The sequence below is a fragment of the Caryophanon latum genome (assembly GCF_001700325.1).
Classification (GTDB): domain Bacteria; phylum Bacillota; class Bacilli; order Bacillales_A; family Planococcaceae; genus Caryophanon; species Caryophanon latum.
In genome coordinates, this window is the sequence record NZ_MATO01000025.1 from 23,099 (window position 1) to 44,856 (window position 21,758).

The window sequence follows — 21,758 nt, forward strand, 5'->3', positions numbered from 1 at the left end:
GCCCTAAAAAGGCTATACTTTTTACGCGCTAATATGATAAATATGTTACACTTTTTACTTTCTTTACGAAAATGTGTTATTCAATTGTAGTGGAAATATTCTGTATATGAGCAAGTACACAAGTGTTGATACGCTATTAAATTGGCAATGCAGCAAAGAAGCTAATGAACAGACCTGAAGTAAGTCGATCTTACACGTCAAACCCTTGCTCTGCTACGTATAGCGCTAAGTCCATTAAACGTGTCGAGTAGCCGATTTCGTTATCGTACCATGAAACGACTTTCGCCATGCGCCCTTCTAGCACCATTGTCGATAAGCCATCAATTGTTGAAGAGGCTGGGTTACCGTTATAGTCGATCGATACGAGCGGCAACTCATTGTATGCTAAAATGCCTTTTAACGGACCGTTCGCCGCATCTTGAAGCGCTTTATTTAACGATTCAGTCGTCACGTCTTTCTCAAGCTCGACAACTAAGTCGACACATGAAACGTTCGGCGTCGGCACGCGCATCGAGAAGCCGTCTAACTTTCCTTTTAATTGTGGCAACACTTTTGATACGGCAACGGCTGCACCTGTCGTCGTCGGAATCATCGACACCGCGCCTGCACGTGCGCGTCGCGGATCCTCATGTGGGAAATCTAAAATACGTTGGTCGTTCGTATACGAGTGAATCGTCGTCATTAACCCGCGCTTAATGCCGAACGCTTCGTCGATTACTTTTGCCATTGGTGCTAAACAGTTCGTCGTACAAGAAGCGTTTGAAATGACGTTCATCGACGGCTCGTACTCCGTATGGTTAACACCCATTACAAACGTCGGCATGTCGCCTTTTGCTGGTGCTGATAAAATCGCCTTTTTCGCCCCTGCTTGCACATGTTTTGATACGTCTTCCATTGAACGGAAGCGACCGGTACACTCGAGTACAACATCGACAGCTAGCTCGCCCCACGGTAAGCTTGCTGGATCTTTTTCTGATAACACTTGTACGCGCTGACCGTTGACGATAAATGCATCTGACTCCGCTTCTACTTCTGCATCGTACACACCATGAACTGAATCGAACTTCAACAAATGTGCTAATTGCTTTGCATCTGTTAAATCGTTTACTGCGACAACTTCGAACTCATCATGCTTCATTGCTTCACGAAATACTAAGCGTCCAATACGTCCAAATCCGTTAATTGCTAGTTTAATTGTCATCTGTTGTTCCTCCAAAGTGTTTAGTTATATATATTGAACTTCATACGGTAACGATGCTTTCCTCACGTTCTATTTAAAAGTTCAATTTATATAGTCGTTTGCTTTACGCTTCATTCAACTGTGCTAGCACTTCTTTCGCCGCCGCTTCATCTGTAATAAAGATCGTTTGCTTCGGCGCGTGTACAAAGTAAGCACAAATGGCGGCTGCTTTATGCTGTCCACCAGCAACGGCTAAAATGTTGCGGCTTTTTTTCACGTGATGCTCCGCAATGCCGATCGCGCGCACACGATGAACGGTATTGCCTTTTTCATTGAAATAATAACCGAACGCCTCACCGACTGCCCCGACTTCTTGCAAGTAACGCATTTCTAACTCACTTACTTGACGGCGCTCTGCCATCGTATCAGCGCGCCCAATACCGTGTACGACGATGTTTGTACGTTCATATAGCGCAAGCATTTCCTGTACGATCGGCTCTTCCTTCAATGCGACGTACACATGCTCGCTTAAATTTTCCGGCAAATATAGCGTTTTGTAGGCGCTATTTGATTTTGTCGCAAAGCTTGCGGCGAGCGTATTTGCTTGACGGCGCATTTCGTGACCGATGCTGCCGCGCGCGGCGATATATTGCACGCTTTGCGAAATATCACTTTCCACTAAAAAGTTTTCAATCGCTTCAATCGAGCTACCGCCTGTTACAGCGATAATGTCGTTTCGCTGCATCGTGTTCATAAGCACATGTGCCGCCTGCTGCCCCATAAGCATTCGCGCATGCGGGTCTTGCTCTGTATCGCCTGGCACAATTACGACGCGCGCGATGTTAAAGTTGCGGCGTAGCTTTTCTTCTAACTCTGAAATGCCCGACCATTCATAATAGACAGGGCGCAGTACGTCGAGCACTTCCATTCCTGCTTCCGTTACGTGCATCCCTTTCGTTTCAGCAACGACGAGCCCTTGTTTGCGCAGACGCTCCGTTTCAGTACGCACCTCTCGCTCAGGTAAATTAAGCAGCTCTGATAACGGACGTCTGCCGATCGGACCTGACAGCTGAATCATTTGTAAAATACGATAGCGCACTTGCAGTAACGTTTGCAGCTCTGGCAACAATTTCAGCTGTGCTTCTTGCTCTAATAACATCTATTCCATTCCTCCAACTTACAAAAGGGACATTTTCCAACCCTACAATTTAAAAACCGTCCCACAAAACGTAAAAAAATTCATTTATCGAGTTCATTATACAATCATTCATTATTTACCGCAACAATTCGCTATAAATTACTTATTTTCTATTCAAAGACGGGCCGTAATTGCTTCCTCTAGCTCGATGTAGTCGACATTGCCTTGCTGTAAAATGTCGCCGTTATGCACGATGACCGGAATCATTATGCAAAACTGTTCGTGCAATGCGTCGTTTTCTTCAATGTTTACTTCCTGCCACGTAAACGAAAAATCGTCTTGAAGCAAATGTAACAGCTGTTTTGCGTCGTCACAAAGCGGACAGTTCGGGCGTGTATATAATAGAAGCTCCATTTCATTACCTCCTGACAAGCGTATTGATTAGCCGTTCAACTGGCATTTCGCGTATGGCAGCTCGCGTTCCTAGGGTCGACGCACGCTCTATGCCACTAAAATGCAGCTTTCATTTCCGTCTTGCTATTGAAAACAAGCCATTGAGCTGTATAAAATGGCGTCAACAGACCTGACCTCCTGAAATAAAAAAAGCGCAACGGACATGCCGTTACGCTCTAGTTTATAGTACTTTGCTTAAAAATGCTTTCGTGCGCTCTTGCTGTGGGTTGCCAAACACTGCTTCTGGCTCGCCTTCTTCAACGATGTAACCGCCGTCCATAAAGATGACGCGGTCGCCCATTTCACGCGCAAAGCCCATTTCATGCGTTACGACAACCATCGTCATGCCTTCTTCGGCTAAATCTTTCATCACCGCAAGCACTTCTTTTACCATTTCTGGGTCAAGCGCTGACGTCGGCTCATCGAATAACAACACTTTCGGCTCCATCGCTAGCGCACGCGCAATAGCAACACGCTGCTGCTGACCGCCTGAAAGCTGCTCTGGGAAGTTGTCTGCTTTTTCGCCAAGCCCGACTTTCTCAAGTAACACGAGCGCCTTTTTCTCCGCTTCTTCCTTTGATACTTTGCGCACTTGCATCGGAGCCATCGTTACGTTATCAAGCACCGACATATGCGGGAATAAGTTAAACTGCTGGAACACCATACCAACGTCCGCACGAATTGTGTTAATGTCGTTTTTCGGATCGTTAATTTGCTTACCTTCAATGTACACTGCACCGCCCGTTACTTCTTCAAGTAAGTTTAAGCAGCGTAAAAATGTACTTTTCCCTGAACCTGAAGGACCGATGACGCAAACGACTTGCCCTTCATGAATTTCATAATCAATCCCTTTTAATACGTGCAGGTCACCATACGACTTTTGTAAATTTTCTACTTTAATCATTATGCGCGCGCTCCTTTACGTGGGTTAATTGTGTTGTTTGTGCGTTTTTCAATGTACGCGACAAGTCTCGTTACCGCGTACGTTAATACTAAGTAAATAAGCGCTGCAAAAATGTACGGCTCCCAGAAACGCTGATACGTACCTGCAACAATTTTACTTACGTATAAAATGTCTTGCGCGGCAATAACCATCACTAATGATGAATCTTTTAATAATGCGATAAATTCGTTTCCTAGTGGTGGAATCATGCGACGGAATGCTTGCGGTAAAATGACTTTACGCATCGCCTGTGTATGCGTTAAACCGAGTGAACGTGCGGCTTCCATTTGACCTTTTGGCACCGCTTGAATACCTGCTCGGAAAATTTCTGCGTTGTATGCGGCACTGTTTAATACGAGTGCAATTACCCCTGATGTAAACCAGCCAAACGAATGCCCAAATATTGATGGCAATAGCGCCAAATGAATGATGAAAATTTGTACGAGCATCGGTGTGCCTCGGAACACATCGACATAAATTTTGCTTGGCCAGTAAATCCATTTTTTCTTTGACATTTGCCCAAGCCCTAAAAATAAACCAAAAATGACGCCGCCAATATAGCCGCATACTGTTAAACTAATCGTGACCCAAATACCTTTTAAGTACATTTCACGATAGTCCCAAATCATTTCCCATTGAATGAAATCCATCGAAGGTTTCCTCCTTTTAATTCAGTTTTTAGTTTTGAATGTACTCGCTCTTCGCTGTCGAGGCAGGCTTTCCGCGGGCGTGGCGTGAGCTTGTAATCTCACGCTCACGCTTTTCCCGCTGGAGTCCGCCTCTTGCTTCGAGCTACTATTCGTCTTCATACATACTATACGTTACCCATAAAAATCCGTCTGTATGTTTTTAATTTTCCACAGACAAAACCACTCGCTCTAGACGAACGAGTGGCGTACGTACAATCAAACTACTCTAGCTCAGTTCCTGTAATTTCAGCTAACTTGCCGTTGTCTTTAATTTTTTGTAAACCTTCGTTTAATACATCTAATACTTCCGTGTTGCCCTTTTTCACCATGAAGCCGAACTCATCTACTGCGAATGAATCGTCTTCAATTACTTTTAACTTTTTGTCTGGGTTGTTTTTAATGTACTCAAGTACAACCGCGTTATCACCAAGTGCTGCGTCTGTCGTACCGTTCACGACTTCTTGAATGGCAATCGGTAAGTTTTCATACGCTAAAATGTCCGAGCTACCTTTACCTTGTAGCTCTTGCATTGCGATGTGACCAGTCGTTGAAATTTGTACTGATACTTTTTTATCTTTTAATTCATCAAATGATGCAATTGTTGAATCTTCTTTCACGACCATTAATAATTTTGCTTGATAGTATGGATCTGTGAAGTCGTAGTTTTCCTTACGCTCATCTGTAATCGTAATCGCCGATGCACCTAAGTCGATTTCGCCTGTCGTTACCGCGTTGAACGTCGGCTCCCAACCTAAGTTTTTCATTTCTACTTCAAAGCCCATTTCTTCGCCGATCGCTTCTAAAATTTCTTTGTCGTAGCCTTGTACTTCACCGTTATCGTCCATATATTCAAACGGTGCGTAAGTTGCTTCTGTACCTGCAACAATTTTTGTAATGTTGCCGTTCTCATCTGTTTTTGACTCTTCTTCGCCACCGCAAGCGCCTAATAATAACGCCGCTGCGAATACTGGCACTGCTAACCATTTCTTTTTGTTCATTGTCGTTTCCTCCGTTTACTGAAATCTTTTATCTGAAAATTAAAGTGTGTGTATAATCAATGACATGATTATAATACCCACACCTCGAGAACACAAGTATAATGTTCGATTTTTATGCATTCACTTAAATTTTTATGTATATTTCGTGCATATATGTGCTTTTTTATGCATTTCTGTACAATAAAAAAGCCCCCTCGACGTTAGGGAGCTTTCAGGTACATGAGAAAAAGCATTGCCAGTACGCTGCTAAACTACCGGGTAATGCTTTTCCTCTATAAAAAAATATATATATATTGAAACAGTAAAATGGTATTCATATAAATCGCATTCATATGAACATCCCTTACTTTACATGAAAGTAACATAATTATCTACTGTTTTATCTCCACAACTCTTTTTGACTTTGACGAAAAAATGCTCGCTACATCAAAAATTTCGTCTTCATGTGAAACCGGTTTACCATTAAAATCAATTTGTTACTAAAATAACAGACACAATAAAAAGACGTGCACCAAGCTTAAACTTGAAGCACGCCCGTTCATTCATTATTTTGAGTTTTCCATAATAGTATCGATTAAGCCGTATGCCTTTGCTTGCTCAGCTGTCATGAAGTTATCACGATCTGTGTCGCGCGCTAACGTTTCATACGTTTGACCTGTACGCTCAGCTAAAATGTTGTTTAATTTTTCGCGTAGGAATAAAATGCGTTTCGCAGCGATTTCGATTTCTGTCGCTTGCCCTTGTGCACCGCCAAGTGGTTGGTGAATCATTACTTCAGCGTTTGGTAATGCGTAACGGTGACCTGGCTCGCCTGCTGCTAATAAGAACGCACCCATTGACGCTGCCATACCGATACAAATTGTGTGTACTTTTGGCTTAATGAACTGCATCGTATCATAGATCGCCATACCAGCTGTAATTGAACCACCTGGAGAGTTAATGTATAAGTAGATGTCTTTCTCTTCGTCCTCAGCTGCTAAAAATAATAACTGTGCAACAATTGAGTTTGCTACGTTATCATCGATGCCGCTTCCTAGTAAAATAATGCGGTCTTTTAATAGACGTGAGTAAATGTCGTACGCACGCTCACCGCGGTTTGTTTGTTCAATAACTGTAGGAATTAAGTTCATTGAATTTCCTCCTTATTGTCGCTTCTTTGCTAAATCATTAGCGTTAGCCTTATCATACACACTTTAGTCAGAAAAGGTCAAATGATATACTCACACAAATAACGTATAGCGAAAGCGCCCCTTTTACTATGTATCGACACGCCACGAACGCTCGCTACGTGCCTACATGCTTGCATAACCTATTGTACCCTTAAATTGAAATTCGATAAACGTCTTTTGTTGAAATGTTTTCCGACTATATAGACGGTGAATGTATTTTAGCATTTTGTTCGTCGGCTCTCCACATCGAGGCAGGCTTTCCGCGGGCGTGGCTTGAGCCTCCTCGCTGCTCGTACCTCACAGCTGCGGGGTCTCAAGTCTCACGCTTATCCCCAAGGAGTCTCGCCGCCGCACGCGTCCAGCAATTCACATAACGTAGTGCCACATTTCAACGTTAAACGATGCGCTACACTGCTTCGATCATTTCATCAAACACGTTTTAACGATTCGATTCATCGCATTACGCTTTTTCCTGGAATTTAGTTGAAGCCTCATTTCCTAACGTGTATAATGGTGAATGTTGTTGCGTACGATTGCATCAACAGCTTGCCTTCGTAGTTTAATGGATAAAACATAAGATTCCGGTTCTTAGGCTGGGGGTTCGATTCCCTCCGAGGGCGTAATTAGATTCTGATAGACTAAGCTAAATTCAAAAAGCACTTCAAAACCTTACTAATCAAGGTTTTGAAGTGCTTTTCTATACAAGATTAAATAGTAGTAATTGCAAAAGATTTTAAAAAGTAGGTGTTTTAAAATCTTTTGAAAGAAGGTAATCATCAAGTTTACTAAAATCTAAAGTATGGTAATCAATTTGTTCTCCAGCAAAATCAATACGAGTGCTAAAACCTTCGAATTGGTTTACTAAACTAGTTAGATTATTCATTAATCGGTGTTTTATTTTTATAAATTCTCCAAAATTCACTGGATCAGTTATTTTAATCTTTCTGCACAATTCTCCGTAAGCTTGATTACTCACTGGTTTTTTTATGGGTATTGCTAAATTAACTGCCTGAGGAAATGACATTGAATCATTTTTAACTTTTTTAGATATGTATGCTACACCGTCAACATCTAGTTTTACGATGTTTTGCATTATTAAATTAGAAACAATATACTCTGATTTGAAAATACGATTAGCTTCTTTAATTCTAAAAGAAGTTGCACAAACTAAAGGCCAAAGTTCTATCATATGGAATAATTTTTTCACTTCAGGAGAGCTTGGATCTTCAGTATCTAATACATTGGAATGACCATTAATTAAATGTTGTGTAAGTGCTAAATTTAATACCTTTATATTTGGAATATTAAATGATGAAATATTTAATTCATTATCTAATGGTTTATCTAGTTCCAACCAACATACATATGAAGTAGTACCTAAATAAATACAGGGAATGCCTGGTATACTAAATCTTTGCGTGGAAATTATGCCACGTTTATTTAAAGGAATATGTAGTAAATCATTTATTTGGAATTCGAAATTCCCTTTTCGAGCTCTGTAAAAATTCGGCATACCAGTATGTTTGCTAATGCCCTTAAATGCATAATTAGAACAAACCTGAGATATAAAGAATGGACTATTTTTATATTTATTTAAAATCGAACTTATTTTGTTACTCGCTGTTGCTATATCATAGTTAAAATAGTCTTCCACACAGTCCAATATAAGACTTATATTTCTTGATGTACTACATTTCACAGAATTAGGGAGGTTGGAAATTTGTTGGACTTGTTTAAGATAACTATTTAGAATACGACGTAATTCATTAAGATAGTCCGAATCCCTGTCTAATACTATTGGCAAGTCAAAATCGTTGAATGCAATAGTAGAACTAAATGGTGTCATATAAATTATACTCCCCTTTTATAAAATGTATTTACTTAAATATCGGTTTATTAGGTTATTTGTTAGAGTCAATAAAATTAGAGGTTTTCTAAAGAATGTTAAAAACGCTCTGATACGTCTGTTTTTAGTAGACTAAATCCGAAATCTCTTTTGTAATTCTATTGGTAGTGTACTTTATTAAACAAATTAGTACAAGGGATCTGTTTAAGCGCACAAAGTCTAAATTAATAACAAATATCAAGGATTTTCCTTTTTAGCAGCGTAACTTAATTTAATATATTCTCTACACATTTTCTACACAAATTAATTCATCAATCAATAATACCAAGGCTTTAAAAGAGTATCAAACGTCCTCCGAGGGCGTACTTTGGCGGCGTGCAGCGATTGGCTGTGCGCCGCTTTTTCGTCGTTCAAAGCGCGTCGTATGAGTGGTGAAAACATTAAGAACACGAGCGACTAAAAAGGTCCAGTCTTTTTGCCAATAAAAAAAGCAGCAGAGTTTGCCTCTACCGCTTCGATTGACTCTATGTACTTGTGCGCGATTACTCCGCACCAATTAAGTTCGCTAATGCATTCACCGCTTTTTCTGCATCGTCACCGTCCGCGATTAATGTGACAACTGAGCCTTTTGCGATCGCTAAGCTCATAATGCCCATAATTGATTTGGCGTTTACTTTTTTCTCGTCCTTTTGCAGAAAAATATCTGCGCCGTGACGGTTTGCTTCTTGGACAAATAATGCCGCTTGACGTGCTTGTAAGCCCATTTTTAACGTAATTTCTTTTTGACGTTCCACTTTGTTCACCTCTTTTTTTATTTCATACACGCTACTTCTCTTTATTTCTATATTATCGAAACGCTTACAAAAGAACAACCATTCCTGAAAGAAAAAGCTTATCTCGCTCAAAAAACGAACATAAGCTTTCATTATTAACCAAGTTGATTGCTGCGTAATGACTCGGCAATTTCATCGATTTTGCGCAGACGGTGATTAACGCCTGACTTGCTTACTGTGCCTGTCGATACCATTTCGCCTAGCTCCTTTAACGTCACATCTTGATACTCGACACGTAGACGCGCAATTTCACGTAGCTTTTCTGGTAATTGGTCGAGCCCGATTGTCTTGTCGATAAAGCGAATGTTTTCGACTTGTCGCAGCGCCGCCCCAATCGTTTTGTTTAAGTTTGCCGTTTCGCAGTTGACGATGCGGTTAACGCTATTTCGCACGTCACGTACGATGCGCACGTCCTCAAACTTCAGCATCGCCTGAGTTGCCCCGATAATGCTTAAGAAATCCGAAATTTTTTCCGCTTCCTTTAAGTACGTAACAAACCCTTTTTTACGCTCGATCGTTTTCGCATTTAAGCCAAACTCGTTCATAAGGTGCATAATTGATTCGCCATGCTCCTTATAAAGCGTTGAAATTTCTAAATGGTACGCGGACGTTTCTGGATTGTTGACCGAGCCGCCTGCTAAAAATGCGCCGCGCAAATAGCCACGCTTTTCATTCGTACGTGGAATGAGCTCCTTTGCAATTTCGTGTTGGAACTGAAAATCATCGGTAATGATGTGTAAGTCTTGTAGCAGCACTTTCGCCTCGTCGCGTATACGGCAAATGTAGACGTTATTTTTTTTCAGCCGCATTTTTTTACGAACGAGCAGCTCTACATTGTAGTTGTATAAACGTTTTAAGTTCGTATAAAGACGACGAGCAATCGCCGCATTTTCCGTTTGAATGTCTAAGCTTAGCTGTCGATTCGCAAACGACAGCGAGCCATTCATTTGAATTAAGGCGGAAATTTCAGCTTTTAACGTGCGGTCGTCCGCTTCAATATGCGTTAATTCTTTTTTCGTTTCTGAAGCAAATGACATGCTAGCTCCCCCTTTCAAATGGTTACATCGTTTTTAATATGCGTTTTCGTGTCGAGCCGTGCGTGCGTAAAAATTCCTCAAGCCACATCCGTACATTTTGCGCATCGTGGCGTACAATGCCATCCTTATATGTAGCAGTTGGATAACAATGCACTTGTAAGCCCATCGCTTGCAATGCTTGAACGTCCGTAACAATCGGTTCAGCTTGCTCCTGCTTGTATACGTTTCGCACATCTTGTGGTAATTCCATATCATTCACTAAAATATGATGTAAAAATGGCGTACCGACATGCTCATACAACGCCTCCACGTGATCGCTCGCAGACATGCCAGACGTCTCGCCCTTTTGTGTCATTAAGTTCCCAATATACACTTTACGTCCCGACGCTTTGACGATTGCTTCACCGATTTCTGGCACGAGCAAGTTTGGGATGATGCTCGTATATAAGCTACCTGGGCCAATTAAAATTAAATCGGCAAGGCGAATGGCGCGAATCGTTTCTGGCAATGCTTGTGCGTTCGCTGGCTCTAAATATACACGATGAATTTTCGCCGACGCTTTCGGGATGTTTGATTCCCCAACGACGAATGTGCCGTCCTCTAGCTCTGCGTACAATGTCACGTGCTCGTTTGATGCAGGCAACACTTTACCACGCACGTTAAACACTTTACTCATTTCAGCAACAGCATAATTAAAGTCGCCTGTAATGTCCGTTAATGCGGTTAACATTAAGTTGCCGAGTGAATGTCCACCGAGCGTTTGCGATTGCGTGAAGCGATACTGGAACATGCGCTCAACTAAAGGTTCAACTTCCGATAATGCCGCGATGACGTTTCGAACGTCTCCTGGAGGCGGAATGTGGTAATCCTCACGTAAACGCCCAGAGCTTCCTCCGTCGTCTGCTACGGTTACAATCGCTGTAATGTCTAAAAGTTCACTTGTCTTTAAACCGCGTAGCACCGTTGAAAGTCCTGTGCCCCCGCCTACTATCACAATTCGAAACTTCTTTTTCTTCATGCGGTCACGCCTTTCGTAAATTAATATCTCGGTGCGTAATATGCGTTGGCTCCAGTCTCGCTAAATGCTCGCCGAAATATTCCGCGAACGTGACAGAACGGTGCTGACCACCTGTGCAACCAAACGCAATGACAAGCTGTGACTTGCCTTCTTTTTTATATTGCGGCACCATAAACGCAAATAAATCCGTTAGCTTCTCGGCTAGCTCCTGCGCTTCTGGCTGCGCTAATACGTACGATGATACTTCGTGCTGCAAGCCTGTTTTCGGACGCAACTCATCGATGTAATACGGGTTTGGTAAAAAGCGCACGTCAAACACTAAGTCCGCGTCAATCGGCATACCGTGCTTAAAGCCAAACGACATGACGTTAATCGTAAACATGCTCGCCTTTTGCCCTGAAAAATCGCTCACTAGCTTCTCGCGTAGTTCACGTGGCTTCAATAACGACGTATTAATGACCGTATGTGCACGCATTTTCACATCAGCTAAAATTTCGCGCTCACGTGCAATGCCTTCTAACGGCAAGCTATTTTTCGCAAGCGGGTGTGAACGACGCGATTCCTTGTAGCGGCGCACGAGCGATTCATTGTTCGCATCTAAAAATAAAATGTGCGGCGTAATGCCTTTTTGATGCTCCATTTGGTCGATTGCGTCAATGAGCGCCTCAAAAAATTCGCCGCCGCGTAAATCCATTACGACCGCGACTTTTTGAATGTGCTGCCCAGACTCGCGCATTAATTTAATAAATGTAGCTAGTAAGGCTGGGGGTAAGTTATCGATGCAGTAGTAGCCTAAATCCTCGAAGCTTTGCACCGCAACGGTTTTCCCTGCACCTGACATACCTGTAATAATGACTACTTCATTATTGATTGCTTCTACATTTTGTTCCATTATGACCGCCCCTTATGCTTCCTGTGATTGTTGAATTTTTTCGCTTAACAATTCAAAATCTGCTGTATATTCAAATGTACCATATTGCATGCCAGCTTCATTGACCGCAAACAATAAGTTCGTTCGGTCACCTTCCGCCATTGGAAGTGTGTGCAACGCTTCAACTGGATGCCATTCCAGTATCCCTTCACGGTTTTCCTCTAGTGGTACACCTGTATAATTTGTTGCTAAAAATGTATAGAGCATCCACTCATCAATCACTTGCTGCCCATCTTTAATGACCATCGTATAAATGCCCTTTAAATGTGCGTTTACCGGCGTTGCGTTCGTTTCTTCTATAAATTCACGATTCGCTGCTTCAAAAATCGACTCACCTGGCTCCATTTTGCCACCTGGTGCGACATACCAGTCACGTCGTGGTTTTTTTAATAATAATACTTGATTATCTTTTTTTATAATTAAGTTTGCAATACGTTGCATACACGTACACCTCTACTTTCGAAAACATTCTTTCACTATTATATCACGTTCGCTCGCGTTGCTTATATCATTGTGATATATAGCGTATCTATTCAAGCTATTAATAGTATCATGATTCCGAAATAATGAGTATTTTTTTGCATTACAAAAAGCGCTGACGTCTACAATCGAGACATCAGCACTTTTATTGATTACGCGTTTAATTTTTCTTTTAATTCTTCGATGTAGTGCTGTGCTGCTTGTGCTGCAATTGAGCCGTCGCCTGTTGCTGTTACAATTTGACGAAGCATTTTTTCACGAACGTCACCAGCTGCATAAATGCCCGGCACTGCTGTTTCCATATTTTCATTCGTCACTACGTAGCCATCCGCATTTAAAATGCCAAGTGATTCAAACGGCTTCGTTAACGGTAATGTGCCGATGTAAATAAATACGCCATCCGCATCAACTGTTGATTCCGTACCGTCTTGTGTATTTACAAGCGTTACACTGCCAACTTTACCGCCACCATCGTTAATTTCCTTCACTGTGTTATTCCAAATGAAATCGATTTTTTCGTTCGCAAATGCGCGATCTTGAATAATTTTTTGTGCGCGTAGCTCATCGCGACGGTGCACGATCGTTACTTTGTTCGCGAATCGCGTTAAGTATACACCTTCTTCTACTGCAGAGTCACCGCCACCGACAACGATTAAATCTTTGTTGCGGAAGAACGCTCCATCACATACAGCACAATAGCTTACGCCGCGACCGCCAAGCTCCATTTCGCCTGGAACACCCATTTTTTTATACTCTGCGCCTGTAGAAATAATAATTGTACGTGTTTTATATTGTTTTTTACCAGCGATGATCGTTTTGTATTCTTCGCCGTCAATAATTTCTGTTACGTCGCCGTATGCGTATTCAGCACCGAATTTTTTTGCGTGCTCGAACATTTTCGTTGAAAGCTCTGGCCCTAAAATTGTATCAAAGCCTGGGTAGTTTTCAACTTCCTCTGTGCTTGCCATTTGACCGCCTGGAATACCTCGCTCTAGCATTAATGTCGCTAAGTTTGCACGAGATGTGTACACTGCTGCTGTCATCCCTGCTGGTCCTGCTCCGATAATTACAACGTCATAAATTTTTTCTTCTACTGCTGACATAAAAAATTCTCCCTTCGACTGCTGTTCTTAAATATTTAAATGTGTTCGTTAACACTCTCGTCATCATAAGCTAGCGTTGCTTTCCACGTCGAGACAGGCTTTCCGCGGGCGTGGCTTGAGCCTCCTCGCTACGCTGTGGGGTCTCAAGGCTCACGCTTTTCCCGCTGGAGTCCGCCTCTTATTTCAAGCAAACTTTTTATGCGTCAAGCATAACTTGCTGTGATGAACATAAAACGGCGAACCAACACGTACGTTTCAATATATCGTATACGATTTATCTTGTTTTCTCAACTTTTTTGCTCATGTAAAAACGCTTCAAGATGCGCTAAATATTTCGTCAATGTCGCAGTCGTCGTGCCGTACTGTGCCGCGATTGTTTTTTTCGTCGCACCGTCGCCAATGAGCGTTTCATATAAGTAATGAACAGCCGCCGCAATTGCCTCGACATTGTTAAATTCATAGCCTTGATCAAGCCCGATGCTACCGAGCGCGAACCAAAGCTGAAATAATGGCTCGTTGTCGCGCGTAATTTCCTCGCACGACGCATGAAGTGCATCCGCAACACGTCCGTAGCGCACAAAAATTTGCTCCGCCGACGAATTTCCTTTAAACGTATGCCCAAGCATTTTGCCTAAATATAGCTTTTCTAGCACTGTGCTGTTTTCTACTTGAATTAAATGCGGGTCTGATAATAGACGATGACGAAACGGCGATAGTCCAAGCAAATGGATGCCGAAAATACGCTCATGTTCTAACGGACTAAGGAGCAGCGTCATAATGCGCTCACAGTTTTGTGTTAAATCAAATAAATCGAGCTCCTCGACACCGTCTTTCCATGGCTCAAACCCTTCCATATCCGGGAAGAACACGAGTAAATTTCGCCACGACTTCTCCGCGATATCAAAATCACCTGTGTAATAAGCACATTGCGTTAGCCAATAATAATACGCACGCTCCGAACCGATTTCATTGCCTTCTAAACGTTTAAACGAGGTATATGCTTGCTCGTACTTTCCAACAACAGCGAGCGTCGTACCTAGTTTAATAATTGTTTCGACATGCAGCGGGTACACGTCCTCAAGCATCGTGACATATTTTTCGAGCGCTTGACGGTCGCTTTCATAATACGCAATCATCGCAATCTGGCAATACGTTTCTAAATTAGCACGATCCGTTCGCACTAAATTATGCAGCACTGCACGCGCTTCCTCGTATTCCGTTAAATACGTATATGCCAGCGCTAAAAAGTTAAACGCCTCAACGCTTGGGTTTTGCTCAACTAGCGTTTCTAAATAATCTCGCGCCTCGATAAATTGTTGCTGCTCAAGCATTTTCGCAGCCGCGACAAGATCCTCTGGCAACGTACGCACGCGCAATGAATCATCATTACCAATTGCGTACATTTCTAAAATGGCGTATGCATCACCCATATACATGCCATGCGGATGCTTTTGTAAATAAAGCGACGCATAATGCACAGCTCCCTCGTATTCATCGAGCATTAATGCCATTTCTGCAAGTGAAATAATAATTTCATCATCGTTTGGCGATAGCTCATACGCCTGCAAATATAGTTGTCGCGCCTCTTCGTAATGACCGAGCTCACTTTCAACTGATGCACAATTAATTAAATATTCCACAGACGTTGGATTAAATTGTAAAGCGCGATGTAAATAGCGCTGTGCTTGTAATAGTTTATTTTCGTTGAGCGCTTTTGTTCCACGCTCGTTATAATAGGCGCCACTTGGGATGAACGACACAATATTGTTAGTTCGTGTTTGTTGACGATTATTTTCCAAATTTTTTTGCCTCCGAAACAAAGTTTGCGTAAAAAATCACTCCGCCTATTATAGCATATGACAGCGAAATTGCCGCATGTAAAAAGGCAAAGCTGCGTCGTCGCTCGCTTTGCCTTTCATCAATTTTCTGTTGCTGCCTGCCGCCTATACACCTTTTAAAGCGTGAAATTACTCGCCTTTTTTACGGTTATGACGCGCTTCTAATACGCCTAATACGTCGTAAACATCTACCTTTTGCTCTTGTAATAAAACAAGCAGGTGGTAAAGTAAGTCCGCTGATTCCCACTTCACTTCTTCTGCATCGCGGTTTTTTGCGCCGATAACAACTTCCGTCGCTTCCTCGCCGACTTTTTTACAAATTTTATCGATCCCTTTATCGAATAAATACGTCGTGTACGCACCTTCTGGCATGTCGATTTCGCGCTGTGCGATAACGTCTTTTAATTGCGATAAAATGCCGACTGAGCCGACTTGCTCGTTTTGCACAACTGTCTCTGTGAAGCAAGAAGTTGTGCCATTATGACAAGCTGGTCCTGCTGGTACAACTTCAACAACTAATGCGTCTTGATCGCAATCAGCTTTAATTGATACAACTTGTTGCGTATTGCCGCTCGTTGCCCCTTTATGCCATAGCTCGTTACGTGAACGTGAGAAAAACCACGTTTCATTCGTTTCGATTGTTTTTTTTAATGATTCTTCGTTCATGTAAGCTACTGTTAATACTTCTTTAGAACGTGCATCTTGTACAACAGCTGTAATTAAGCCTTGCTCGTTAAATTTTAAACCTTCGATCATCGTACACAAACTCCCTTTTCACGTAAGTAGCTCTTTACTTCGGCTACGCTCGTTTCTTTATAGTGGAAAATACTTGCTGCTAGCGCTGCGTCTGTATCAACGTCTTGTAGCACTGCGCGGAAATGCTCGGCGTTTCCTGCACCGCCACTTGCGATAACTGGAACTGTTACAGCGTCGCGCACCGCTTTCGTTAAGTTGACATCAAAGCCTGACTTTTCACCGTCTTGGTTCATGCTCGTCAGTAAAATTTCACCTGCGCCTAAACGTACAGCTTCCTGTGCCCAATCAACTGCTTTCCAAGACGTTTTGTTGCGGCCGCCGTGCGTGTAAACCATCCACGTGCCGTCTTCTTCCGAGTAGCGCGCATCGATAGCAACGACGATACATTGTGCACCGAAGTAGTCCGAACCTTCTTTAATAAGCTCTGGACGCTCTAACGCTGATGTGTTCACCGATACTTTGTCAGCACCTGCTCGAAGTATGCGCTTCATATCGTCAAGCGTGCGAATGCCACCACCGACTGTAAACGGAATCGCTAAGCTCGCCGCTGTTTGACGCACGACATCGACCATCGTTTCGCGCCCTTCATGTGATGCGGAAATATCTAAAAATACAAGCTCGTCTGCTCCTTGCTCGTCGTAAAACTTCGCAAGTTCAACCGGGTCGCCCGCATCGCGCAATTCAACAAACTGAATGCCTTTTACGACGCGCCCTTCCTTTACGTCCAAACATGGAATAATGCGTTTTGTTAACATGTCGCCGCCACTCCTTTTAACCATTGCTCCAGTAAAAATACGCCAAGCTGACCTGATTTTTCTGGGTGGAACTGCATGCCTGTGAAGCTGCCGTTCATGACGATACCTGGTACTTGCACGCCTTCGTAGTCCGCAAACGCGACAAGCTGCGCATCGTCCATGTTCGCCGCATAAAATGAATGCACGAAGTACACGTGACGCTCTGCTGGTAGTTCGTCTTGTAGCCACGCCGGTGTTTGGTGAAGCTGTAAATCGTTCCAGCCCATGTGCGGAATGCGTGACACACCGCTAAAGCGCTCGATATTGCCTGTGAAAATGCCTAGCCCTTTTGTCGGTGCTACTTCTTCACTTGCTTCAAACAATAGCTGCATTCCTAAGCAAATGCCAAGAAGCGGCTTGTTCGCCTCTTTTTGCGCTAAAATGAACGCATCAAGCTTCGTTTCCGCTAAGCGCTTCATCGCATCTGGGAACGCGCCGACACCTGGTAATAAAAGTGCGTCCGCTGCTTCAAGCTGTGCCTCATCAGCTGTCACAACAACGTCTACGCCTAAACGCTTCAACGCTTGCTCGACGCTAAATAAATTGCCCATTCCATAATCGATTACACCAATTTTCATGAACCTAACAGCCCTTTCGTTGACGGTACACCTTTAACGCGTGGGTCAATTTGCACCGCTGCATCTAACGCGCGCGCTACTGCTTTAAACATCGCCTCGATAATATGGTGTGTGTTTTGTCCGTATGGCACGATAATATGTAAGTTAATGCGTGCCTCTAACGCGAACTTCCAGAAAAACTCATACACAAGCTCTGTATCAAACGTGCCGACTTTTTCGTTTAACTTCGGCTCAACGCGGTAGACGAATGCTGGACGGTCTGATAAATCGACAACAACTTGTGCCATTGACTCATCCATCGGTACGAACGCATTGCCGTAGCGCTTAATGCCTTTTTTGTCGCCAAGCGCTTGTCGGAACGCTTGCCCAAGCACGATGCCAACGTCTTCTGTCGTATGGTGGTCATCAATCCACGTATCACCATTTGCGACAATTTTGCCGTCAAATAAGCCGTGCTTAATGAATAAATCCAACATGTGATCCATGAAGCCAACGCCTGTTTTAATTTCTGCTTGTCCTGAGCCGTCGATGTTTAACTCGACTGCGATTTGCGTTTCATTCGTTTTACGTTCAATTTTTGCAATACGCTCTGTCATCTGTTTATTCTCCTTTTTTCCAGCCACGCGCTTCAACCGCACGCGCATGTCCTTCTAAGCCTTCCATACGTGCTAAACGCGCAATTTTCGGTGCGTTTTGTGCCCACGTTTCTTTCGTATAATAAACAACGCTCGTTTTCTTCACGAAGTCGTCCACGTTTAAGCCACTTGCAAAGCGCGCTGTTGAGTTCGTCGGCAGCACGTGGTTTGTGCCTGCAAAGTAGTCTCCAACTGGCTCTGAGCTGTAGCGACCTAAGAAAATCGCACCGGCGTGACGAATTTTTTGTGAATCCGCTTCTGCGTTCGCTGTAATAATTTCTAAATGCTCTGGTGCTAGCGTGTTTACCGCTTTGATCGCTTGCTCCATCGATTCGGCTACGTAAATGCGACCGAACGTTTCAATCGATTTGCGCGCAATCGCCTCACGCGGTAATTTTTGCAGCTGCTTTTCAACTTCTGCTGCTACAGCGTCCGCTAAATCATCGCTCGTCGTAATAAGCACCGCACACGCCATGACGTCATGCTCTGCTTGCGATAGTAAATCTGCTGCGATTTCGTCCGCATAGCCTGTTTCATCTGCTAATACGCAAATTTCAGACGGTCCGGCAATCATATCGATATCAACTTCACCGAACACTTCACGTTTTGCAAGAGCAACGAAAATGTTTCCTGGCCCTGTAATTTTATCAACCGGCGCAATCGTTTCTGTGCCGTATGCTAGTGCTGCAATCGCTTGTGCACCGCCGATTTTATAAATTTCGGTAATGCCTAAAATGTGCGCTGCAACAAGCACTGCTGCTGGCTGCTTGCCGTCTTTGCTCACTGGTGAAACGAAAACGATGCGCTCAACGCCGGCAACTTGTGCAGGAATAACGTTCATCAGTACTGACGACGGGTACGCCGCTGTTCCACCTGGTACGTATAAGCCAACTGCATCAAGTGGTGTAATGCGCTGTGCTAAATAAGAGCCGTCTTGCAATGGCACTTCATAGCCTGTGCGCTTTTGTGCTTCGTGGTAAAGACGAATGTTTGCTGCTGCTTCCTCTAAATCCGCATAAAGCTGTGGATCAAAGCCTGCAACTGCCTCGTCAATTTCCTCTTGTGTGACGCGCAATGAATCAAGCTCAATGCCGTCCCATTTTGCTGTATATGCTTTTACTGCTGCGTCGCCTTGCTCGCGAACCGCTTGTAACACTTCACGTACTGTTTGAAGCTGTGCCTCGTTGCCACCTTCTAACGGGCGCTTTAACGACACATCATCATTTAAGTTTAAAATGTTCATACGTCCACCCTTTCATTTACGATTGGCTTTAAGCGACGCACTAAGTCTGTAATGCGCTCTCCTTTTAAACGGTAGCTTACAGGATTTGCGATTAAGCGTGATGATACGTCTGTAATGTGCTCGTACTCGACTAAACCGTTTTCCTTTAACGTGCGACCTGTTGAAACGATGTCGACGATGCGGTCTGCTAAGCCAATCATCGGCGCAAGCTCAATTGAACCGTTTAGCTCGATAATTTCGACTTGCTCGCCGATGCCTTTATAATATTTCGTTGCGATTTCAGGATATTTCGTCGCGATACGTGGTGCGATTTCGTTCATCGTCGTGTTCGGTAAACCAGCTGATGCGATGTAGCACGTGCTAATTTTTAAATCAAGCAGCTCATGCACCGTGCGCCCTTGCTCAAGTAATACGTCCTTGCCGGCGATGCCAATATCAGCTACTCCATGCTCAACATATACCGGTACGTCCATCGGCTTCGCTAAAATGAAGCGAATGTTTTCCTCAGGGATTTCAAGCATTAGCTTACGAGACATATCCATTTCTGCTGGTAAGTTAAAGCCTGCTTGTATTAAAAGTTCATATGCTTCTTCAAAAATGCGTCCTTTTGGCATCGCAATTGTTAATACGCTCATAGTTAGTCCTCCTGCCCGACTACAACGACTTCGCTAAAGCCTGCTGTAAATGCTGCTTCGTTTGTTAATGATGCTTTCGCTTGTAACGTTACGCGTTGTCCTTGTGCGCGTAATGCGTTCGCTTTCGTTAATGCCTTCGTGTACGCCCCTTGCTCAAATAATACGAGCGTTGCGCTTTCTTGCTCGAATTCTTTCGGTAACACTTCGAGTAAACGGTCAACACGTAGCCCAAAGCCTGTTGCGCCAACTGTTTGCCCGAATGAATGAAGTAAACCGTCGTAGCGCCCACCGTTGCCGATTGGGAAACCTGAACCTGCTGCGAACACTTCAAACAGCATGCCTGTGTAGTAATTCATATGGCTCGCAAGCGTGAAGTCAAACGCAATTTCGTCCGTTAAGCCCGCTTCTGTTAATAGCACTTCAAGCTCTTTCATATATAAAAGCGCATCATTTTTCGTTACGTACTTTTCGATTTGCGAAAGCGATAAAAAGTTCGACGCTTCCTCGATAAACTGTAACAACGATTGTGTTTTCATCGTCGGTAACTCAAATGCTAGCACCGCTTCTTCAAAACCAACGAAGTTTTTTTGTACTAATAAAATACGCAGCTCTTCAGCTTGTGCGTCTGTATCTGTGTAGCTATTTAAAATCGATTGTAAAATACCTGCATGCCCGATCGTTAATTTAAACGATGGCACACTAAACTCTTTCATTAAACCAGCCGCTGTTAAAATAACTTCCGCATCGGCATATACGCTCGCATCGCCAATTAGCTCGATGCCCATTTGATCGAACTCAGCAGGACGTCCGCCTTCTGTTTCTTGTGCGCGGAATACGTTCGCAAAGTACGCTAAACGTAGCGGAATTTTTTCCTTTAATAGTTTTGACGTTGCCACACGTGCGATCGGCGTCGTCATATCTGGACGTAGCACAAGCGTATTACCTTGGCTATCAACTAATTTAAATAATGAAGCATCGTAAATGGCAGATGCTTTCCCGATTGTGTCGTAATATTCGACAGTTGGCGTTTTAATAAATTCGTAGCCGTGCGCACGTAAGTAGTTGCGCCCCGTCTTCCGAACGTTTTCTAATTTTTCATATATAGCTGGGAATGTATCACGCATTCCTAGTGGCTTTTCAAACATTTGAATCATCGACATTAGCTCGTCACTTCCTATTTCGCTTTAGTACACTAGAGTGTTAGAGTAGTAGAATATAAAAGTATTTTAACGAATATGTTGCCCTTCGTCAATGTTTTCCATTAAACAGTTACAGACGGAATGGATCGTTTACGCTTCCTTCGTCAAAGCTCACTTTCCTCTCACTGATGAAATGGCGATTTCTCCGTAAATATTCGTCGCACTGTATTGATTATTCCGTCAATTATACACCTAAGCGAACGAGAAACAAATACAAAATCGAGCCCGTTGTAAAAGAAAGCGCCTACAAATCAACGCTTAG

The 21,758-nt window shown here is 43.2% G+C and carries 22 protein-coding genes and 1 tRNA gene; 1 reads left to right on the forward strand and 22 read right to left on the reverse strand.

The annotated features are described in order from the left end of the window. Window positions 1–190: 190 nt before the first annotated feature. From gap to clpP, 7 genes are all read right to left on the reverse strand, one after another. Window positions 191–1,201, reverse strand: a complete 1,011-nt coding sequence (gene gap, locus A6K76_RS06105; RefSeq protein ID WP_066463132.1) for a type I glyceraldehyde-3-phosphate dehydrogenase — start codon at window positions 1,199–1,201, stop codon at window positions 191–193. Window positions 1,202–1,304: 103 nt separating this feature from the next. Further along, window positions 1,305–2,339 carry a sugar-binding transcriptional regulator gene (locus A6K76_RS06110; RefSeq protein ID WP_066463134.1) on the reverse strand — a complete coding sequence of 345 codons (1,035 nt, stop codon included), beginning with the start codon at window positions 2,337–2,339 and terminating at the stop codon, window positions 1,305–1,307. Window positions 2,340–2,492: 153 nt separating this feature from the next. Beyond that, window positions 2,493–2,732 (reverse strand): glutaredoxin family protein, encoded by a 240-nt coding sequence (locus A6K76_RS06115; RefSeq protein ID WP_066463135.1) that lies wholly within the window; start codon window positions 2,730–2,732, stop codon window positions 2,493–2,495. Window positions 2,733–2,952: 220 nt separating this feature from the next. Next, entirely contained in the window at window positions 2,953–3,675 is a 723-nt protein-coding gene (locus tag A6K76_RS06120) for an amino acid ABC transporter ATP-binding protein (RefSeq protein WP_066463137.1), read from the reverse strand. After that, window positions 3,675–4,364, reverse strand: coding sequence for an amino acid ABC transporter permease (locus tag A6K76_RS06125; protein ID WP_066463140.1), 690 nt, complete (start codon window positions 4,362–4,364; stop codon window positions 3,675–3,677). Before A6K76_RS06125 ends, A6K76_RS06120 begins: the two co-directional genes overlap by 1 nt. 260 nt (window positions 4,365–4,624) lie before the next feature. Next, complete coding sequence (locus A6K76_RS06130; RefSeq protein WP_066463142.1) at window positions 4,625–5,401, reverse strand: basic amino acid ABC transporter substrate-binding protein; 777 nt, start codon at window positions 5,399–5,401, stop codon at window positions 4,625–4,627. A gap of 545 nt (window positions 5,402–5,946) precedes the next feature. Then, window positions 5,947–6,531 carry an ATP-dependent Clp endopeptidase proteolytic subunit ClpP gene (gene clpP / locus A6K76_RS06135; RefSeq protein ID WP_066463144.1) on the reverse strand — a complete coding sequence of 195 codons (585 nt, stop codon included), beginning with the start codon at window positions 6,529–6,531 and terminating at the stop codon, window positions 5,947–5,949. A 587-nt stretch (window positions 6,532–7,118) separates the two neighbouring features. Between clpP and A6K76_RS06140 the strand changes: the two genes are divergently transcribed. Then, a tRNA-Arg gene (locus A6K76_RS06140) sits at window positions 7,119–7,190 on the forward strand. 113 nt (window positions 7,191–7,303) lie between these two features. On the opposite strand, the gene A6K76_RS06145 is transcribed toward A6K76_RS06140, so the two are convergent. The 15 genes from A6K76_RS06145 to A6K76_RS06215 all read right to left on the reverse strand — a co-directional run bounded on the left by A6K76_RS06145 (window position 7,304) and on the right by A6K76_RS06215 (window position 21,457). Further along, window positions 7,304–8,416 carry a hypothetical protein gene (locus A6K76_RS06145; RefSeq protein ID WP_066463147.1) on the reverse strand — a complete coding sequence of 371 codons (1,113 nt, stop codon included), beginning with the start codon at window positions 8,414–8,416 and terminating at the stop codon, window positions 7,304–7,306. A gap of 542 nt (window positions 8,417–8,958) precedes the next feature. Continuing rightward, window positions 8,959–9,210, reverse strand: a complete 252-nt coding sequence (locus tag A6K76_RS17020) for an HPr family phosphocarrier protein (RefSeq protein ID WP_281181421.1) — start codon at window positions 9,208–9,210, stop codon at window positions 8,959–8,961. Between the two features lie 134 nt (window positions 9,211–9,344). After that, a complete protein-coding gene (whiA, locus tag A6K76_RS06155) occupies window positions 9,345–10,286 on the reverse strand; it encodes a DNA-binding protein WhiA (RefSeq protein WP_066463149.1) in 942 nt (313 codons plus the stop codon). Between the two features lie 22 nt (window positions 10,287–10,308). After that, window positions 10,309–11,304, reverse strand: coding sequence for a gluconeogenesis factor YvcK family protein (locus A6K76_RS06160; protein ID WP_066463150.1), 996 nt, complete (start codon window positions 11,302–11,304; stop codon window positions 10,309–10,311). A 4-nt stretch (window positions 11,305–11,308) separates the two neighbouring features. Continuing rightward, window positions 11,309–12,196 (reverse strand): RNase adapter RapZ, encoded by an 888-nt coding sequence (gene rapZ, locus A6K76_RS06165; protein WP_066463152.1) that lies wholly within the window; start codon window positions 12,194–12,196, stop codon window positions 11,309–11,311. A 12-nt stretch (window positions 12,197–12,208) separates the two neighbouring features. Continuing rightward, the gene (locus tag A6K76_RS06170) at window positions 12,209–12,676 is read right to left on the reverse strand and encodes an NUDIX hydrolase (protein ID WP_066463153.1); all 468 of its coding nucleotides are present in this window, start codon (window positions 12,674–12,676) and stop codon (window positions 12,209–12,211) included. A gap of 191 nt (window positions 12,677–12,867) precedes the next feature. Beyond that, a complete protein-coding gene (gene trxB, locus A6K76_RS06175) occupies window positions 12,868–13,818 on the reverse strand; it encodes a thioredoxin-disulfide reductase (RefSeq protein WP_066463154.1) in 951 nt (316 codons plus the stop codon). A gap of 287 nt (window positions 13,819–14,105) precedes the next feature. Further along, window positions 14,106–15,617: a tetratricopeptide repeat protein gene (locus tag A6K76_RS06180; protein WP_066463155.1), complete on the reverse strand. Its 1,512-nt coding sequence runs from the start codon at window positions 15,615–15,617 to the stop codon at window positions 14,106–14,108. Window positions 15,618–15,785: 168 nt separating this feature from the next. Further along, complete coding sequence (gene hisIE / locus A6K76_RS06185) at window positions 15,786–16,412, reverse strand: bifunctional phosphoribosyl-AMP cyclohydrolase/phosphoribosyl-ATP diphosphatase HisIE (protein WP_066463160.1); 627 nt, start codon at window positions 16,410–16,412, stop codon at window positions 15,786–15,788. Beyond that, window positions 16,409–17,167 (reverse strand): imidazole glycerol phosphate synthase subunit HisF, encoded by a 759-nt coding sequence (gene hisF, locus A6K76_RS06190; RefSeq protein ID WP_066463162.1) that lies wholly within the window; start codon window positions 17,165–17,167, stop codon window positions 16,409–16,411. The genes hisIE and hisF overlap by 4 nt, the downstream gene beginning before the upstream one ends. Further along, on the reverse strand, window positions 17,161–17,784 hold the full coding sequence (hisH, locus tag A6K76_RS06195) for an imidazole glycerol phosphate synthase subunit HisH (RefSeq protein ID WP_066463163.1): 624 nt from the start codon (window positions 17,782–17,784) through the stop codon (window positions 17,161–17,163). Before hisH ends, hisF begins: the two co-directional genes overlap by 7 nt. Continuing rightward, window positions 17,781–18,380: an imidazoleglycerol-phosphate dehydratase HisB gene (hisB, locus tag A6K76_RS06200; protein ID WP_066463165.1), complete on the reverse strand. Its 600-nt coding sequence runs from the start codon at window positions 18,378–18,380 to the stop codon at window positions 17,781–17,783. Before hisB ends, hisH begins: the two co-directional genes overlap by 4 nt. 4 nt (window positions 18,381–18,384) lie before the next feature. Further along, window positions 18,385–19,662 (reverse strand): histidinol dehydrogenase, encoded by a 1,278-nt coding sequence (gene hisD, locus A6K76_RS06205; RefSeq protein WP_066463166.1) that lies wholly within the window; start codon window positions 19,660–19,662, stop codon window positions 18,385–18,387. After that, window positions 19,659–20,297: an ATP phosphoribosyltransferase gene (hisG, locus tag A6K76_RS06210; protein ID WP_066463167.1), complete on the reverse strand. Its 639-nt coding sequence runs from the start codon at window positions 20,295–20,297 to the stop codon at window positions 19,659–19,661. The genes hisD and hisG overlap by 4 nt, the downstream gene beginning before the upstream one ends. Window positions 20,298–20,299: 2 nt before the next feature. Then, window positions 20,300–21,457: an ATP phosphoribosyltransferase regulatory subunit gene (locus A6K76_RS06215; RefSeq protein WP_066463168.1), complete on the reverse strand. Its 1,158-nt coding sequence runs from the start codon at window positions 21,455–21,457 to the stop codon at window positions 20,300–20,302. Window positions 21,458–21,758 lie beyond the last annotated feature (301 nt).

Bases quoted from the DNA above. Each gene is read 5' to 3' on its own strand.
- gap (WP_066463132.1), bottom strand. From the start codon at position 1,201: ATGACAATTAAACTAGCAATTAACGGATTTGGACGTATTGGACGCTTA.
- A6K76_RS06110 (WP_066463134.1), bottom strand. From the start codon at position 2,339: ATGTTATTAGAGCAAGAAGCACAGCTGAAATTGTTGCCAGAGCTGCAA.
- A6K76_RS06115 (WP_066463135.1), bottom strand. From the start codon at position 2,732: ATGGAGCTTCTATTATATACACGCCCGAACTGTCCGCTTTGTGACGAC.
- A6K76_RS06120 (WP_066463137.1), bottom strand. From the start codon at position 3,675: ATGATTAAAGTAGAAAATTTACAAAAGTCGTATGGTGACCTGCACGTA.
- A6K76_RS06125 (WP_066463140.1), bottom strand. From the start codon at position 4,364: ATGGATTTCATTCAATGGGAAATGATTTGGGACTATCGTGAAATGTAC.
- A6K76_RS06130 (WP_066463142.1), bottom strand. From the start codon at position 5,401: ATGAACAAAAAGAAATGGTTAGCAGTGCCAGTATTCGCAGCGGCGTTA.
- clpP (WP_066463144.1), bottom strand. From the start codon at position 6,531: ATGAACTTAATTCCTACAGTTATTGAACAAACAAACCGCGGTGAGCGT.
- A6K76_RS06145 (WP_066463147.1), bottom strand. From the start codon at position 8,416: ATGACACCATTTAGTTCTACTATTGCATTCAACGATTTTGACTTGCCA.
- whiA (WP_066463149.1), bottom strand. From the start codon at position 10,286: ATGTCATTTGCTTCAGAAACGAAAAAAGAATTAACGCATATTGAAGCG.
- A6K76_RS06160 (WP_066463150.1), bottom strand. From the start codon at position 11,304: ATGAAGAAAAAGAAGTTTCGAATTGTGATAGTAGGCGGGGGCACAGGA.
- rapZ (WP_066463152.1), bottom strand. From the start codon at position 12,196: ATGGAACAAAATGTAGAAGCAATCAATAATGAAGTAGTCATTATTACA.
- A6K76_RS06170 (WP_066463153.1), bottom strand. From the start codon at position 12,676: ATGCAACGTATTGCAAACTTAATTATAAAAAAAGATAATCAAGTATTA.
- trxB (WP_066463154.1), bottom strand. From the start codon at position 13,818: ATGTCAGCAGTAGAAGAAAAAATTTATGACGTTGTAATTATCGGAGCA.
- hisIE (WP_066463160.1), bottom strand. From the start codon at position 16,412: ATGATCGAAGGTTTAAAATTTAACGAGCAAGGCTTAATTACAGCTGTT.
- hisF (WP_066463162.1), bottom strand. From the start codon at position 17,167: ATGTTAACAAAACGCATTATTCCATGTTTGGACGTAAAGGAAGGGCGC.
- hisH (WP_066463163.1), bottom strand. From the start codon at position 17,784: ATGAAAATTGGTGTAATCGATTATGGAATGGGCAATTTATTTAGCGTC.
- hisB (WP_066463165.1), bottom strand. From the start codon at position 18,380: ATGACAGAGCGTATTGCAAAAATTGAACGTAAAACGAATGAAACGCAA.
- hisD (WP_066463166.1), bottom strand. From the start codon at position 19,662: ATGAACATTTTAAACTTAAATGATGATGTGTCGTTAAAGCGCCCGTTA.
- hisG (WP_066463167.1), bottom strand. From the start codon at position 20,297: ATGAGCGTATTAACAATTGCGATGCCAAAAGGACGCATTTTTGAAGAA.
- A6K76_RS06215 (WP_066463168.1), bottom strand. From the start codon at position 21,457: ATGTCGATGATTCAAATGTTTGAAAAGCCACTAGGAATGCGTGATACA.